The organism is Methylobacterium sp. 174MFSha1.1 (genome assembly GCF_900116815.1).
Taxonomy (GTDB): Bacteria; Pseudomonadota; Alphaproteobacteria; order Rhizobiales; family Beijerinckiaceae; genus Methylobacterium.
This window is the reverse complement of sequence record NZ_FPCB01000014.1, coordinates 89,884-104,346: the sequence shown is the minus strand read 5'-3', so window position 1 is coordinate 104,346 and position 14,463 is coordinate 89,884. Positions and strand designations below refer to the sequence as shown.

Annotated in this window: 15 protein-coding genes; 12 read left to right on the top strand and 3 right to left on the bottom strand. The window is 71.5% G+C overall.

Annotation, left to right across the window (positions count from 1 at the left end):
* Nucleotides 1-120: 120 nt before the first annotated feature.
* The 4 genes from BM430_RS13360 to BM430_RS13345 all read left to right on the top strand — a co-directional run bounded on the left by BM430_RS13360 (nt 121) and on the right by BM430_RS13345 (nt 3,642).
* The gene (locus BM430_RS13360) at nt 121-1,503 is read left to right on the top strand and encodes an MFS transporter (RefSeq protein WP_093567753.1); all 1,383 of its coding nucleotides are present in this window, start codon (nt 121-123) and stop codon (nt 1,501-1,503) included.
* Between the two features lie 190 nt (nt 1,504-1,693).
* Nucleotides 1,694-2,341, top strand: coding sequence for a Maf-like protein (locus BM430_RS13355; RefSeq protein ID WP_093567752.1), 648 nt, complete (start codon nt 1,694-1,696; stop codon nt 2,339-2,341).
* A gap of 123 nt (nt 2,342-2,464) precedes the next feature.
* Nucleotides 2,465-2,656 carry a DNA gyrase inhibitor YacG gene (gene yacG, locus BM430_RS13350; RefSeq protein WP_093567751.1) on the top strand — a complete coding sequence of 64 codons (192 nt, stop codon included), beginning with the start codon at nt 2,465-2,467 and terminating at the stop codon, nt 2,654-2,656.
* 101 nt (nt 2,657-2,757) lie between these two features.
* Nucleotides 2,758-3,642, top strand: a complete 885-nt coding sequence (locus tag BM430_RS13345; protein ID WP_093567750.1) for an SDR family oxidoreductase — start codon at nt 2,758-2,760, stop codon at nt 3,640-3,642.
* 222 nt (nt 3,643-3,864) lie between these two features.
* Here BM430_RS13345 and BM430_RS13340 read toward each other — a convergent pair whose 3' ends face one another.
* Nucleotides 3,865-4,080, bottom strand: coding sequence for a hypothetical protein (locus BM430_RS13340; protein ID WP_093567749.1), 216 nt, complete (start codon nt 4,078-4,080; stop codon nt 3,865-3,867).
* Nucleotides 4,081-4,271: 191 nt separating this feature from the next.
* Here BM430_RS13340 and BM430_RS13335 point away from each other — a divergent pair, with 191 nt between their 5' ends.
* From BM430_RS13335 to BM430_RS33945, 3 genes are all read left to right on the top strand, one after another.
* A complete protein-coding gene (locus tag BM430_RS13335) occupies nt 4,272-5,237 on the top strand; it encodes a glycine--tRNA ligase subunit alpha (protein ID WP_093567748.1) in 966 nt (321 codons plus the stop codon).
* A 77-nt stretch (nt 5,238-5,314) separates the two neighbouring features.
* The gene (gene glyS / locus BM430_RS13330) at nt 5,315-7,429 is read left to right on the top strand and encodes a glycine--tRNA ligase subunit beta (RefSeq protein ID WP_093567747.1); all 2,115 of its coding nucleotides are present in this window, start codon (nt 5,315-5,317) and stop codon (nt 7,427-7,429) included.
* A 263-nt stretch (nt 7,430-7,692) separates the two neighbouring features.
* Nucleotides 7,693-7,896: a hypothetical protein gene (locus BM430_RS33945; protein WP_143132021.1), complete on the top strand. Its 204-nt coding sequence runs from the start codon at nt 7,693-7,695 to the stop codon at nt 7,894-7,896.
* On the opposite strand, the gene BM430_RS13325 is transcribed toward BM430_RS33945, so the two are convergent.
* On the bottom strand, nt 7,879-8,097 hold the full coding sequence (locus tag BM430_RS13325; RefSeq protein ID WP_093567746.1) for a DUF6894 family protein: 219 nt from the start codon (nt 8,095-8,097) through the stop codon (nt 7,879-7,881). The genes BM430_RS33945 and BM430_RS13325 overlap by 18 nt on opposite strands.
* Nucleotides 8,098-8,358: 261 nt before the next feature.
* Here BM430_RS13325 and BM430_RS13320 point away from each other — a divergent pair, with 261 nt between their 5' ends.
* Together BM430_RS13320 and BM430_RS35555 are read left to right on the top strand one after the other, a co-directional pair.
* Nucleotides 8,359-8,586 carry a hypothetical protein gene (locus tag BM430_RS13320; protein ID WP_093567745.1) on the top strand — a complete coding sequence of 76 codons (228 nt, stop codon included), beginning with the start codon at nt 8,359-8,361 and terminating at the stop codon, nt 8,584-8,586.
* Between the two features lie 114 nt (nt 8,587-8,700).
* Entirely contained in the window at nt 8,701-8,835 is a 135-nt protein-coding gene (locus BM430_RS35555; RefSeq protein WP_280142275.1) for a hypothetical protein, read from the top strand.
* A gap of 155 nt (nt 8,836-8,990) precedes the next feature.
* On the opposite strand, the gene BM430_RS13315 is transcribed toward BM430_RS35555, so the two are convergent.
* Nucleotides 8,991-9,260, bottom strand: a complete 270-nt coding sequence (locus BM430_RS13315; protein WP_143132020.1) for a toxin-antitoxin system HicB family antitoxin — start codon at nt 9,258-9,260, stop codon at nt 8,991-8,993.
* A gap of 723 nt (nt 9,261-9,983) precedes the next feature.
* Between BM430_RS13315 and BM430_RS13310 the strand changes: the two genes are divergently transcribed.
* Genes BM430_RS13310 through BM430_RS13300 form a run of 3 tightly spaced genes read left to right on the top strand, consistent with a single transcriptional unit; the run spans nt 9,984 to nt 14,450 of the window.
* Nucleotides 9,984-12,101 carry a glycosyltransferase family protein gene (locus BM430_RS13310; protein ID WP_093567743.1) on the top strand — a complete coding sequence of 706 codons (2,118 nt, stop codon included), beginning with the start codon at nt 9,984-9,986 and terminating at the stop codon, nt 12,099-12,101.
* Nucleotides 12,098-13,075 (top strand): class I SAM-dependent methyltransferase, encoded by a 978-nt coding sequence (locus BM430_RS13305; RefSeq protein WP_093567742.1) that lies wholly within the window; start codon nt 12,098-12,100, stop codon nt 13,073-13,075. Before BM430_RS13310 ends, BM430_RS13305 begins: the two co-directional genes overlap by 4 nt.
* A gap of 52 nt (nt 13,076-13,127) precedes the next feature.
* Nucleotides 13,128-14,450, top strand: a complete 1,323-nt coding sequence (locus BM430_RS13300; RefSeq protein WP_177303036.1) for a tetratricopeptide repeat protein — start codon at nt 13,128-13,130, stop codon at nt 14,448-14,450.
* Nucleotides 14,451-14,463 lie beyond the last annotated feature (13 nt).

Below are 14,463 nucleotides of genomic sequence, written 5' to 3'. Positions count from 1 at the left end.
TTACGCGATTCGTCTCGCTAACCTCGAAGAAAACCAAGCTGACCCCAGGGCTCCCGGGACGATGACCACCCGGATCCCGAAGTCGGCACAGATCCTAATGCTACAGCGGAGGAACACCCGATGAGTGCGATACCAGGCGATCATGCCCACGACCGTCAGCAATCCAAGAAGGCCGCGGCGAGCGCCTGGATCGGCTCGGCGCTGGAATACTACGACTTCTTCATCTACGCGACGGCGGCCTCGCTGATCTTCCCGCAGCTGTTCTTCCCGTCGAACAACCCGACCGTGGCGATCGTGGCCTCGCTCGCCACCTACGGCGTCGGCTACGTCAGCCGGCCGATCGGCGCCTTCGTGCTCGGCCACTGGGGCGACACCCACGGGCGCAAGCAGGTGCTCGTCCTGTGCATGTTCCTGATGGGCTTCTCGACCATCGCGGTCGGGCTCCTGCCCACCTATAGCCAGGTCGGCATCCTCGCCCCGATCCTCCTCGTCATCCTGCGGCTGATCCAGGGCTTCGCCGTCGCCGGCGAGATCTCGGGCGCCAGCTCGATGACGATGGAGCACGCGCCGTTCGGCCGCCGCGGCTTCTTCGCCAGCTTCACCCTGCAGGGCGTCCAGGCCGGCCAGATCCTCGCCGCCGCCGTCTTCCTGCCGCTGGCCGCCTACATGCCGACCGAGGCGTTCAACACCTGGGGCTGGCGCATCCCGTTCCTGCTCAGCTTCATCGTCATCATCGTCGGCTACATCATCCGCCGCGAGGTCGACGAGACCCCGGCCTTCGCCGCGGAGGAGAAGCAGGGCGAGGTCGCCCGCGCGCCGATCGTCGAGGCCTTCGCCACCTCCTGGCCCGACATGCTGCGGGTGGTGTGCATGGCGCTGATGAACGTGATCCCGGTGGTCACCACCATCTTCGGCGCGGCCTACGCGGTGCAGGCGGCCTACGGCGTCGGCTTCCACAAGGACGTCTATCTCTGGATCCCGGTGCTGGGGAACATCCTGGCGGTGGTGGTGATCCCGATGGTCGGCAACCTGTCCGACAAGATCGGCCGGCGCCCGCCGATCATCGTCGGCGCCCTCGGTTCGGGCCTGCTGTCCTTCGGCTACCTCTACGCGATCAGCATCGCCAACGTGCCGCTGGCGATCGTGATGTCGCTGCTGATGTGGGGCGTGGTCTACCAGGGCTACAACGCGGTCTTCCCGAGCTTCTACCCCGAGCTGTTCCCGACCCGGACCCGCGTCTCCGCGATGGCGATCTCGCAGAACGTCGGCACCGCCATCACCGCGATGCTGCCGGCCCTGTTCGCCACCGTGGCGCCCCCCGGCTCGGCCAACATCCCGCTGACCATCGGGTCGATCGCCCTGGCGATCACCGCGGTGGCGGCGGTGGCGGCCTGGAGCGCCCGGGAGACCTACCGCATCCCGATGAAGGACCTGGGCCAGCCCCGCGCGGTGCCGCTGCCGCAGGCCGAGTACGACCGCCTGCGCAACCAGGCGATGGCCTGACGGACGATCCGGCCCGGGACGCGATCCCGGGCCGGCCACGACTCTGGTTGCGGGCCGGACGCGGAAGGGCGCCCGGCCCGTTTCCGTTCCGGCCGGCGGCACGGGGGTCCTGTGCGCGAACCCGCGATGCTGGATTTCGCCAGCCAGATAGGGCATCGGGCAATGCATCCCCTTCGAGACACGGGCGCCCATGACCGAGACCTCCCCGATCCCGCAGGCCGCGCGCCCGAAGCTCGTCCTCGCCTCGGCCTCGCCCCGGCGCCTCGCCCTGCTGCAGCAGGCGGGGCTGGAGCCGGACGCCCTGCTGCCGGCCGACCTCGACGAGGCGCCGCTGAAATCCGAGAAGCCGCGCGACCTGGTGCGCCGGCTCGCCCGGGCCAAGCTCGACGTGGCGGTGGCGGCGGCGCGGGGCACCGAGGACCTGCGCGACGGCTACGTGGTGGCGGCCGACACGGTGGTGGCGGTGGGCCGGCGCATCCTGCCGAAGGCCGAGGTGACCGACGAGGCGGCGGCCTGCCTGCGGCTGCTCTCCGGCCGGGCCCACCGGGTCTACACGGCGGTCTGCGTCGTCGGCCCGAAGGAGCGGCCGCGCGAGCGCCTGGTCGAGAGCCGGGTGCGGTTCAAGCGCCTCTCGGCGCGGGAGATCGACAGCTACCTCGCCAGCGGCGAGTGGCGCGGCAAGGCCGGGGGCTACGCGATCCAGGGGCTCGCCGGCTCCTTCGTGGTCAAGCTCGTCGGCTCCTACAGCGCCGTGGTCGGCCTGCCGCTCTACGAGACGGTCGGGCTGCTCGAGGGCGAGGGCTTCCCGGTCCGCGGCGCCTGGCGCGACGCGGCCTGATACGAATTCCGGAAGATTCCTTCCGGAATTCGTATCACCAGCCCGCGCGGCGACTGAGCGAAGCCGAAATCCGCATTGCGAAGCAATCAATCGGATTTCGTATGACACGGACGAGAGGCCCGCATGACGACGACCGAGGACGCCAAGGCGCCGCCCTGCCCGATCTGCGGCAAGCCGGCGGTGCCGGAGTTCAAGCCGTTCTGCTCCAAGCGCTGCGCCGACGTGGACCTGCAGCGCTGGCTCAGCGGGCGCTACGCCATCCCCGGCCGCGAGGACGATGCTCTCGGTCAGGACGACGGCTCGCGGGAGGACTGAGCGACGAGGCGTGAGGGGATACTGAGGGAGAGCAGGGAACGGCCGGGGGCCTCCCCGGTTGACGGCGGCCCGACCTCCCGACCGCAGGAGACCCCTCCCCCATGTCGTCAGACGTCCCCAACCCCCTCACCAAGCATTCCCGTCCGCCCTTCGAGGGCCAGCCGCAGAGCTTCCCGGGCCTCACCGGCCGAATGAAGCCGGAGCCTGACCACGGCGAGGCGAGCTACAAGGGCTCGGGCAAGCTCACCGGCCGGGCGGCGCTGATCACCGGGGGTGATTCCGGCATCGGCCGGGCGGTCGCGATCGCCTATGCCCGCGAGGGCGCCGACGTGGCGATCTCCTACCTGCCCTCCGAGCAGGGCGACGCGGAGGCCGTCGCGCAGTGGGTCGAGAAGGCCGGGCGCCGCGCCCTGCTCCTGCCCGGCGACCTGAAGGAGCGGGCTTACGGCCGCGAGATCGTCGCCCGCACCGCCGAGACCTTCGGCCGCCTCGACGTCGTGGTGAACAACGGCGCCTTCCAGCAGCCCAACCAGGACCTCGCCTCGCTCGACGAGGACGTCTTCGAGGAGCATTTCCGCACCAACGTGTTCGGGTCGTTCACCGTCACCAAGGCGGCGATGGCGCACCTCAAGCCCGGGGCCTCGGTGATCTTCACCTCGTCGGTGAACTCCAAGCACCCGATGCCGTCGCTGCTCGCCTACAGCGCCACCAAGGGCGCTCTGAGCAACCTGGTGCTGAGTCTGGCGCAGCTGCTGGCCGAGAAGGGCGTGCGGGTGAACGGCGTGCTGCCGGGCCCGATCTGGACCCCGTTCATCCCGTCCGGGATGGAGGAAGATTCCGTCAAATCCTTCGGCAGCCAGGTCCCGTTCGGCCGTCCGGGTCAGCCGGCGGAACTCGCCTCGGCCTACGTCATGCTGGCCTCGGACGAGAGCAGCTACACGTCGGGGGCGCTGGTGACGGTGGCGGGGGCGATGCCGGTGCTGTGAGCATCACATCCGTTATGACGTGAGACCAGCGTCCGATTGCCGGCACACAGGGTCATCCCGGGGCTCGCCGCAGGCGAGAACCCGGGATCCATAACCGCCGACGCCGGAGAATGAGGTGGATCGCGTTCCGCTTTGTCCAGGAACGTCAGCGGTTATGGATCCCGGGTTCCGCTGCGCGGCCCCGGGATGACCCGGAGGATGTCAGATTCGTCGGGAGCGCGTTTACCGCCCGCAGGCCGGCGCCGCATAACCCGCATAGACCACCCGCACCGAGCGGCAGGCAGGGGCTGGCGCCTCGGCGGCGACGGGCCGGGCGACCTCGGCGATGACAGATGCCGGCTCGGCCTTCGGCGCACCCGAACCCGCCCGCACCACCAGCGGGGTCGCGACCAGGGACAGGAGCGCGGCGGCGGCGACCAAGGTCAGGCGATGGGTCACGGACAGTCTCCCTGAAGTCTTAGCGCCCCGGCGGGCGTCGTGTGCTCCGATCTGTACTGTCAACGAGCTTGACCGTTTTTCGGTTCCGGTCGAGCTCGGGCGTCGTGCGCGGACGCACCCGCGCTTGACTCGGGCGCCGCCGGTTCCCAAGGGTCGCGGCGAGATCCGCCCGAGCCGCAAGCGTTACGACCATGACCGACGCCGACCTTCAGCCGACCCGCTCGTTCCAGGGGCTGATCCTGACGCTCCAGCGGTTCTGGGCCGCGCAAGGTTGCGTGATCCTGCAGCCCTACGACATGGAGGTGGGCGCGGGCACGTTCCACCCGGCCACCACCCTGCGGGCGCTGGGGCCGAAGCCCTGGAAGGCGGCCTACGTCCAGCCCTCGCGCCGGCCGAAGGACGGGCGCTACGGCGAGAACCCGAACCGGCTCCAGCACTACTATCAGTTCCAGGTCATCCTGAAGCCGAACCCGCCGAACCTCCAGGAGCTCTATCTCGAGTCGCTGAAGGCGATCGGGGTCGATCTCGGCTTGCACGACATCCGCTTCGTCGAGGACGACTGGGAGAGCCCGACGCTGGGCGCCTGGGGGCTGGGCTGGGAATGCTGGTGCGACGGGATGGAGGTGAGCCAGTTCACCTACTTCCAGCAGGTCGCCGGCTTCGAATGCGCACCCGTGGCGGGCGAACTGACCTACGGCCTCGAGCGCCTGGCGATGTACGTCCAGGGCGTCGAGAACGTCTACGACCTCAACTTCAACGGCCGCGAGGGCGACGAGAAGGTCACCTACGGCGACGTGTTCCTGCAGGCCGAGCAGGAATATTCGCGCCACAACTTCGAGGCCACCGACACCGAGATGCTCTTCCGGCAGTTCCGCGACGCCGAGGCCGCCTGCCGCGCCTATCTCAAGGCCGGCGAGCCCGGCCCGGTCGGCGAAGCCGACCGACACGGCAACGACGCGCGCCACCGCATGGCGCAGCCGGCCTACGACCAGTGCATCAAGGCGAGCCACGTCTTCAACCTGCTCGATGCGCGCGGGGTGATATCGGTGACCGAGCGCCAGAGCTACATCCTGCGGGTGCGCGAGCTGGCGAAGGCCTGCGGCGAGGCGTGGCGGCGCACCGAGGCCGGCGGCCTCGCCGAGGCGCCGGCCGCCTGACGCCTCCGCCGCAACCCGCCCTCGATCATCCCCTCCTGATTCCTGGTCCTCCCGAGGGAGGGCCTTGAGGCCGCCCGATGCCCGACCTGCTGCTCGAACTCTTCTCCGAGGAAATCCCCGCCCGCATGCAGCGGCGCGCGGCCGAGGACCTGCGCAAGCTCGTCACCGACGCGCTGGTCGAGCGCGGCTTCCTCTACGAGGGCGCCAAGGCGTTCGCGACGCCCCGCCGCCTCGCCCTCCACGTCGCCGGCCTGCCGCCCCGCGGCCAGGACGTGCGCGAGGAGCGCAAAGGGCCCCGCGTCGGCGCCCCCGAGGGCGCGGTGCAGGGGTTCCTGAAGAGCGCCGGCCTCACGAGCCTCGATCAGGCCAGTATCGTCTCCGACCCGAAGAAGGGCGAGTTCTACGTCGCGGTGATCGAGCGGCCCGGCCGCGAGACCATTGAGGTCCTGGCCGAGATCATCCCGGCGATCGTAAAAAGCTTCCCCTGGCCGAAATCGATGCGCTGGGGCGCCGCCTCGCGCGAGCCCGGCTCGTTGCGCTGGGTGCGCCCGCTGCACTCGATCGTCGCGAGCTTCGGCCCCGAGACCGAGACGCCCGAATTGGTGCCCTTCGCCATCGATGGGGTCGAGGTGGGGTTCACCACCCGCGGCCACCGCTTCCTGGCGCCGCAGCCGATCGAGGTGCGCCGCTTCGCCGATTACCTGCCGGCCCTGGAGCGGGCCTTCGTGGTGCTCGACGCGGACCGGCGCAAGGACATCATCCTGCACGACGCCCGCGACCTCGCCTTCGCCCGCGGCCTCGATCTCGTCGAGGACGAGGGCCTGCTGGAGGAGGTGGCGGGCCTCGTCGAGTGGCCGGTGACCCTGATGGGCGCCTTCGACGAGCGCTTCCTGACGATTCCCCCGGAGGTGATCCGCGCCACGATCCGGGCGAACCAGAAGTGCTTCGTGCTGCGGAGCGCCCCCGGCCCGGACGGGCGCGAGCGCCTGGCCAACGCCTTCATCCTGGTCTCGAACCTGGTGGCCTCCGACGGCGGCGCGGCGATCGTCGCCGGCAACGAGCGGGTGGTGCGGGCACGCCTCTCCGACGCGGCGTTCTTCTGGGAGACCGACCGCAAGGTGCGGCTGGAGGACCGTCTGCCCAAGCTCGAGAGCATCGTGTTCCACGAGAAGCTCGGCACGCAGGCCAGCCGAGTGGAGCGCATCGCGGCTCTCGCCCGGGCCTTGGCGCCGGTCGTCGGGGCGGATGCGGCGCTGGCGGAGCGCGCCGCCCGCCTCGCCAAGGCCGACCTCGTCACCGAGATGGTCGGCGAGTTTCCGGAGCTGCAGGGGCTGATGGGCCGCTACTACGCGGCCGAGCAGGGTGAGGACCCGGCGGTCGCCGCGGCGATCGAGGAGCATTACAAGCCGCTCGGGCCCAGCGACCGGGTGCCCTCCGAGCCGGTCTCGGTGGCGGTCGCCCTCGCCGACAAGCTCGACACGCTGGTCGGCTTCTGGGCCATCGACGAGAAGCCGACGGGCAGCAAGGATCCGTACGCCCTGCGGCGGGCGGCGCTCGGCGTGATCCGGCTGATCCTCGCCAGCGAGGCGCGGCTGCCCCTGCGGGCGCAGATCGGCGCCGCGGCGGCCGGGCACGGCCGGGATTCGGACGGCTTCGCGGACGATCTCCTCGCCTTCTTCGCCGACCGGCTGAAGGTCTACCTGCGCGACCAGGGCGCGCGTCACGACCTCATCGACGCCGTCTTCGCCCTCCCGGGTCAGGACGACCTGCTGATGGTGGTGCGCCGGGTCGAGGCGCTCGGCCGCTTCCTCGACACCGAGGACGGCAAGAACCTGCTCGCCGGCTACCGCCGCGCCGCCAACATCCTGCGCATCGAGGAGAAGAAGGACGGCCGCGCCTTCGACGCCGCACCCGACCGGGCCCTCCTGAGCCTGCCCGAGGAGACGGCGCTCGCTGACGCCCTGCAGGCGGCCGGGGCCGAGGCGGCCCGAGCGGTCGCGGCAGAGGATTTCGAGGGGGCGATGCGGGCGCTCTCGACCCTGCGCACGCCGGTCGACGCCTTCTTCGACAAGGTGACGGTGAATGCCGAGGACGCGGGTCTGCGCGCCAATCGCCTCGCCCTGCTCAATGCCCTGCGGGCGGCGACCCGGGAAGTGGCGGACTTCTCCCGCATCGGCGGCGAGGGCCGCTGAGAGGCATTAACATAGGATGCGTTGCAGAAGAGCCTCAGCACTTCGCCAGGGAACGCTTTTACGACTTTTTCATTGTTTGTCGGCGCCGAGAGCCGGTACAAACTGAACCGGTTCGATTCTCATCAACAGGAAAGTTCGGCGCACGGCGTCGGCGGGGGAGACCACCTGTGCCGCCATGCACCGCGAGGTGCTGCGGACGGTCGTTCACTCCCGCGCGGGCGCCCGGCCGCCGGACCGGGGACGCAAGGCAGGAGACAGCCACGATGGCGCTCGGCGGTAAGGCTCGATCCAAGGAGCAGGCGGCTCCCCTGACGCCGGACACATCCGTGCCGCATGGGAGCGACCGGAACGCGACGCGCGCGCCGGGCGATGCCGGACACGAGGCCGCGACGGGCGCGCAGGTTCGCGCGCATGTGCGGCAGGTCCTGAAGCAGGCGGGATCCGGCGCCTCAACCGAGGGAAATTGAGCGCACCAGCCGTCCGACGCCGTCGCGGATCTCGAGCTGCCAGCCCTCCCCGAGGAGCGGCAGCTCGCCGCTCGCCCGCATCTCGGCGACGACCGCCCGCGCTTCGGCCTCAGCCTGGTCCGGCGTGGCGGCCTCGACGCCCGTCGGGTCCTCGATCGCACGCGCCGGGCCGACCAGGTTGAAGAAGTAGCGCTGCGTCATGAGGCTGACCACGGTCCGAGGGACGGGGCGGGTGCGGCTCGGCCGTCACCGGTCGGCCCGCGCCCGGTCGGTTGCGAGGGCGATTTCTGAACGTTACCAGCCCGGTTCCGGGCTGGCATGTCAGGGAAAAGGCGAGTTGCGCCACCAAGCGTGAGCGATTCCGCGCCTGCCGCGTTCCTCCGAAGGGAGAGGGCGGCCGCCCCCCTGCTCCCGCCGCCCCGGGCGGCCGAGACCCCACGGCGCGGCGAAGGCAGACGGACGATGCAGCACGATTCCGCCCGCGCGCACCCCGAGAAGCGGGGTCATCCGGAGAAGCCCGGGGCCTCGGCCCGCAGCATCGGGCTGACCCTTCTCGGCGTCGTGATCGGCAGCGCCGGCTACTACGCCTCCTGGCGCTTCCAGACCCCGATCGGCACCCTCGGCGGCATCGCCGGCCTGGCGCTCTGCGTGATCGGCACCAGCCACGGACACGAGAGCCCCGGGCACTAGGCCCGTTGCCGGTTGGACGAAACCGGACCCTGCGGCAAAACGCGGCCCGTCCGCCGTCGATCCCACGGGGCCCGAGGGGCGTTGGCCCGGGAGACATCCGACAAGGAGACGCCCATGTCCGCCAATGCCCCCGAGCACCGCACCGGCCACGACATCGATTCCGTCGATCAGGTCAGCAGCGTCACGCTGCTCGGCTTCGCCGTCGTCGGCGCCGCCCTGACGGTGGCGCTCAACGCGATGCTGATCTGACGCGGGGGGCGGCGGGGTGATCCTGGCGATGCTCCGCTGCCCGTTGCTGTCGGTCAGATACAGCCAAGGTTCGTCGGTCGGACCGCCTGTTTTCCACCTCTCCCCTTTCCCGGACCTCCTTCCGCTAACGCTTCAGTCGTCCGGGAAAGGGAATTCTATGACGAACGTCCGCCTGCACGGTCGGCTCGCCGCGCACCATCGTGCGCCGTGGTTGCAGCCTGGTGATCATGCGGTCCGATGAACTTCTGACGTTTCGGAACACAGGTCTCGATGTCATCATCCACCGCCTCGTGGAAAGCGCTCGTCAAATCCGCCACGCTCTCGACGTGGAAACCGATGATGTCGTTGATCCCGGCGATACGACCAATGAAAGCGCTGTCATCGGCGATGAACTCGACCCGGGCGACGAAACCCTTGTAGGTCAACGTATTGTTCATTGCGCCACCCCGATCTTCATTGGAAGCACGGACTCATAACACGCTCCAGCGGCCTCTATCGATTTTCACGCTCTCCACGTCATCCCGGGGCTCGCCGGAGGCGAGAACCCGGGATCCATAACCGCCGAGGTCGGAGGGCGAAGCGGATCGTGCGCCGCTTTATCCTGCACCGTCAGCGGTCATGGATCCCGGGTTCCGCTTGCGCGGCCCCGGGATGACCCGGAGGGTGTTAATCATGACGGAGCCGTCAAACAGGCTCGCGAAGGCCTGGGGCACCTTCAGACGGAAGTCGCGCCGTCACCGGTCCATACTCTTGCCCGTCAGCACGCGACGGTACACCCACTCGTCGGGCCGCCGATCATCACGTGCGCCGGGTGGACGATCCGCGCCTCGTCATCGTTTCGTCGCGGCTCTGCAATCTTGGATTGCGCGATCGGGCCGGTCTGTCTCTCACGACCTGCATGACAGTCTCATCCTGGATCTCCATCGCCCGGCAAGTCGTCGTCCACACCCTCGTTACTTTACAGGATCAGCGCGGCCTGATACGGCGGGCAGATCGTAAGTCAGCAAGCCCGCAAATTTGTAGTTCCATGGTGCATTGGTCTTGCGCGGCGAAGCATGAAATTACTTAAGAATATATCAAGAAATATTCACCTGCTTCGCAGACATCGCCCGGCAACGGGGGGTGACGATCAGCGTCTTCCCAACGAATTGCGCACAAACTTAAATCAAAGTCCCCATCCTCACCTGGGCGGTCCGGAGCCGCTACGGGATGGCACTGACCGACCCGCCGGTCGCGACGGCGGGGCGGGGCGCGAACCCGGCGGCGGCGCGGCGCGCGGCACCCCGCGCCTGCCGGCCGATTTCAGCCCGCAGGGCTACCGCGACCGCAACCCGGAGTTCCGGGACCTCTCGGACGACGAGGCCGGCCTGCATTACGCCGCGATCGGCAAGGCCTCGGGCCTCGCCTACCGGCCGGACCAGATGGCGGGCTTCGATCCGGACCATTTTCGCGAGACCCATCCGGCCTTCGCCCATGCCGACGACGCGACCAGCCTCGCCGCTTGGCAGGCGCAGGGCGGAGCGGCGGGCGATCCGGGCCACCAGGCGGCGCATCTCGCACGCCTCGGCCTGTCCCTGCGGGCCTACCCCGCGGCCTTCCCGTGGCGCTTCTACACGCGCCTCTACCCGCGCGCCGCCGCCCATCGCTGGGCGGCCCTCGCCCATTTCCTGCGCGAGGGCTTCGCCGAATCCGGCGAGCAGATTCCTTACGGCGAGGACGCGGCGTCGTTCCTGATCGCGGTCGGGGACCATTTCGCCGCACGCCACTCTCCCGCGGCGATCCGGGCCTACGAGCTGGCCGCGGCGCGCGTGCCCTCCCCCACGACGCAGGTGCGGCTCGCCGAGGCCTATGGCCGCGCCGGCGCCTGGAGCGCCGCCCTCGCCCTCTACGAGGAACTGCTGGACGGCCTTGCGGGCGATCTTTCTGACGATCCGGCGGTCGCCGCCGAGGTCGCTCTCCGCGGCTTCGTGACCGCGGCGGCGGCGCGCGCCGCGTGGCCGCGCCTGTTCGCCCGCCTTCCTCGGGCGCTCGCCGGCCCGGTGCCCGCGCCCGCGGGCGACGCCCTGGTCCGCGACGCCGCCGAGCGCTACTTTGCTGAGCGGAGCCGCGCCGCCCGGGCGCTCTACGCGCAAGGATCTCGGGAGGAGGGCGACGCCTGCCTCGCCGAGGCCATCCGCGCTGTGGCCGACCTGTCGGCCGCCTGCCTGCCCGCCGGCACGCGGGCGCCGGCGCCCGAGCCCTTCGTCGCGGTGCTGGCCGACGGCCTGCCGGACGGCGCCCGCCGCCGGCTGGAGCGGTCGGTCGACCTGCTCGGCTGCACCGTGCGCGTCTTCGATCTCGGCGCGGTCCGGGCGTTCGAGGAGGCCCTGCCCGGGGCGCACGCCGCCCTCGTGGTGCGGATGCCGGCCTGGCCCACCGTGGTCCAGGCGCTCGTGCGCGCCCGGCGGCTCGGCGTCCCGACCCTGTACGAGACCGACGAGCTGACGGTCGACCCGCGCCACGCCCCGCCGCCGCTCGCGGCCTTCGCGGGCCGGATCGGCGAGCGGGTCTACGACGACCTGGTCTTCGGGGTGGCGCTCTACCGCGGGGCGGCCGCGCTCTGCGATTACGGCCTCGCGCCGACCCGGGCGCTGGCCGCGCATCTCGACCGCGTCGTCGGGACGGGCCGCAGCTTCGTCGTCCGGGACGTCGCGGTGCCGGACGCGCCCTCGCGCGAGACCGGCGACGAGATCCACCTGTTCCTCCACGCGGCACGGTCGCGGGTCGTGGGCCCGGCGGATCCCGCCGGCGCAGCGCTGCTGCACGTCCTGGAGAGGGAGACGCGGGTCCGGCTGACGACGGCCGGCTTCGTCCTCCTCGACGACGCCTTCGCGCCGTTCTCCGACCGCATCACGCAAGCGGGCCCCGTCCGGGACTGGGAGGAGGCTTTGCGCGGCTGCGACCTGAACCTCGTCCCGGCGGATGGCAGCGAGGCCGAGGCTTGCCTGGCGCCGACCGGCTGGCTCGCCGCCGCCCGCTTCGGGATCCCGACCCTGGCGGGCGACACGCCCGCCCACCGCGAGACCCTGCAGGACGGGGTCGACGTCCACCTCGCCGCCGGGCGGGACGCCTGGACGGCCGCCCTCGCCGCGCTCGTCGCCGATCCGGGCCGGCGCGCGGCGCTCGGGTCGGGAGCGGCGCGGCGCCTGCGCAGCACGCACGCGCCCGAGGCCGCCGCCGCGGCGTACCGCACCCTGATCGACACCCTCCGGAGCCGACGGCCGTGACGCGCCCGACCACCCGCCCCGGCCTCACGGCCCTGCGCCGCACCCTCGCGCGGATCCTCGATCCCGACCGCGGCGGGCCCGCCGCCGCCCTCCCGGCACCGGCCCCGGCTCCTGTGCCCGCCGCCTCGCCGGATCCCGCGCCGGCCGCGCCCCCGGAACCCGAAAGCCCGGCGCCAGAGACCCTGGACGCCCAGCTCGAGCGCCTCATCGGCGCGATCACCGCCCGGGCGACGACGCTGGCCATGGACGGCTCGTTCTACCACGAGGTCGGCCCGGCTTTGCGCGCCGACAGCCTGGAGGCAGCGTCGGCCGAGGACCTGCTCGCCGCCGCCTTCCGGCCCGGCGCGCGGCTGCTCGATTTCGGCTGCGGGGCGATGCACAGCCGGCCCTTCATCGAATCGCTCGGCTACGCCTGGCAGGGCGTCGACTACCTCGACAGCGTCTCGGGCACGGTGCGGGACGACGTGGCGCGCCTCGGCGACGCGGTGCGCTTCTACGACGGGCGGGTGCTGCCCTTCGCCGACGGGGAATTCGACGTGGTCTGGGCGATGGTGGTGCTCCACCACGTGCAGCACATCGATCTCAGCTTCGGCGAGATCGCCCGGGTGCTGCGGCCCGGCGGCAAGCTGATCGGGCAGGTGGCCTACCTGGAGCAGATGCAGGATTACGGCACCTTCAACTTCACGCCCTACGGCATGAAGGTCGCCGCGCGGGAGGCGGGCCTGCGGCTGACTCGGGTCGAGCCGAAGCACGACGCCTTCGTGTTCCTGCTCCGGCGCCTGCTGATCACCCTGACGGCGAGCGACGAGACGCCGTTCAACCGCATGATGGGACCGGAGGGCTTCGTCCACCGCACCCTGATCGAGACCGGGCAGCGGCTCGGCCTCGACATCCGCACCACCAACCTGCTCCGGCTCCTGTTCTGCACGCATTTCGTGTTCGAGATCGAGAAGATCGCGGGCGACGCGCCGTGAGCGGGCCCGGCGCGCCCTCCCCTGCCACGACGGGCGCGCCGGCGGGCGCACCATGATGGCTGCCGAACCGATGCCGAGGGCGCCGGCGCGCGGCGGCTGGGCGCGGGCCGGCGCCGATCCCGTGGCGGCAGTCCGGGCCGCCGAGGCCCTGCGGGATTGCGGCGACGTCCTCGGCGCGGCGGCGATCGTGGCGGAGCTGTGCCGGCTTTTTCCGCACCTGCCCTACGGCTGGCGCGAGCGCGCGGTCCTGCGCCGGCGGGCGGGCGACGGACCGGGCGCCGCGCAGGACTTCGCGCGGGCGCGGGCGGCGGATCCGGGCGACCTCCTCACCCTGGTCCAGTCCGTGCGCCAGCTCGCCGGCGCGGGCCGGCTCGCCGAGGCGCAGGCCTGCCTCTCGGCCTTCCCGGCCAGGCCGGCGCAGGCGGGCCGGGTGGAGCGGCTCGCGCAGCTGATCGCCTACATGCAGCGCCATCCCGAGGCGGAGGCGATGCGCCTCGCCATGGCGGTCCGCGAGAGCCCGCGCCACCTCGACACCGCGTCGGTGGAGGCGCGCATCGCCGCGGCCCTGGCCGGGCGGAACCCCTTCTCGCTGGTCCGGCTCGGCGACGGCGAGGGCGCCTGGATCAGCGATCCCGAGGAGGAGGACGGGCGCTTCCGCAACCTCTACCGCCACAACCGCAAGCGCATCCTGCGGACCTGGTTCGGCAGCGACGCCCTGGTCGACCGCCCGGACTTCCTCGCCTTGCGCGAGCGCGTGCTGGAGGCGATCCGGGCCGCCTCGGTGGTGGGCGTGACCTACCCCGAGCGGATCCGGCACGAATACGGCATCGCCAGCCCCGACGGCGTGCCGAGCTGCACCAACGTGCTGCGCCACGTCGCGCCCCTGCTGGAGCAGGGCGACACGGCCTTCTGCACCCACGACATCCACCTCGACCTGCACCTCTCGGGCGCCCTGCATCGGCTGCTCGCCTCCGGCCACCCGGTCGGCCTGATCACCTGCCACCCGGCGCTGGCCGCCGCGCTGGCGCGCCGGCCCGGCACCCGGGTCGCGGCCGCCCTGCTCGTGCCGGAGGAGAAGCGCTTCGCCGCCGTCATCGGGGCGACCGGGATGCCGGGCCCGCACTTCCCGGACGCCTTCGGGCGGGTGACGGCGCGGCTGCGCGGCCGGGACTGGCCGGGCGTGCTCTGGCTCGTCGCGGCCGGCTACCTGGGCAAGCTCTATTGCCGCGAGATCGCCGCCCGCGGCGGCGTCGCCGTCGATATCGGGTCGATCGCGGATGCGTGGTCCGGCAAGGCGACCCGCCCGGGCCTCGCCGACCTCGCCTGCTACCGCCTCGAGACCGGCGACCAGCCCGGCCCCGCGGGCGCACGATGAGCTTCACCGCATG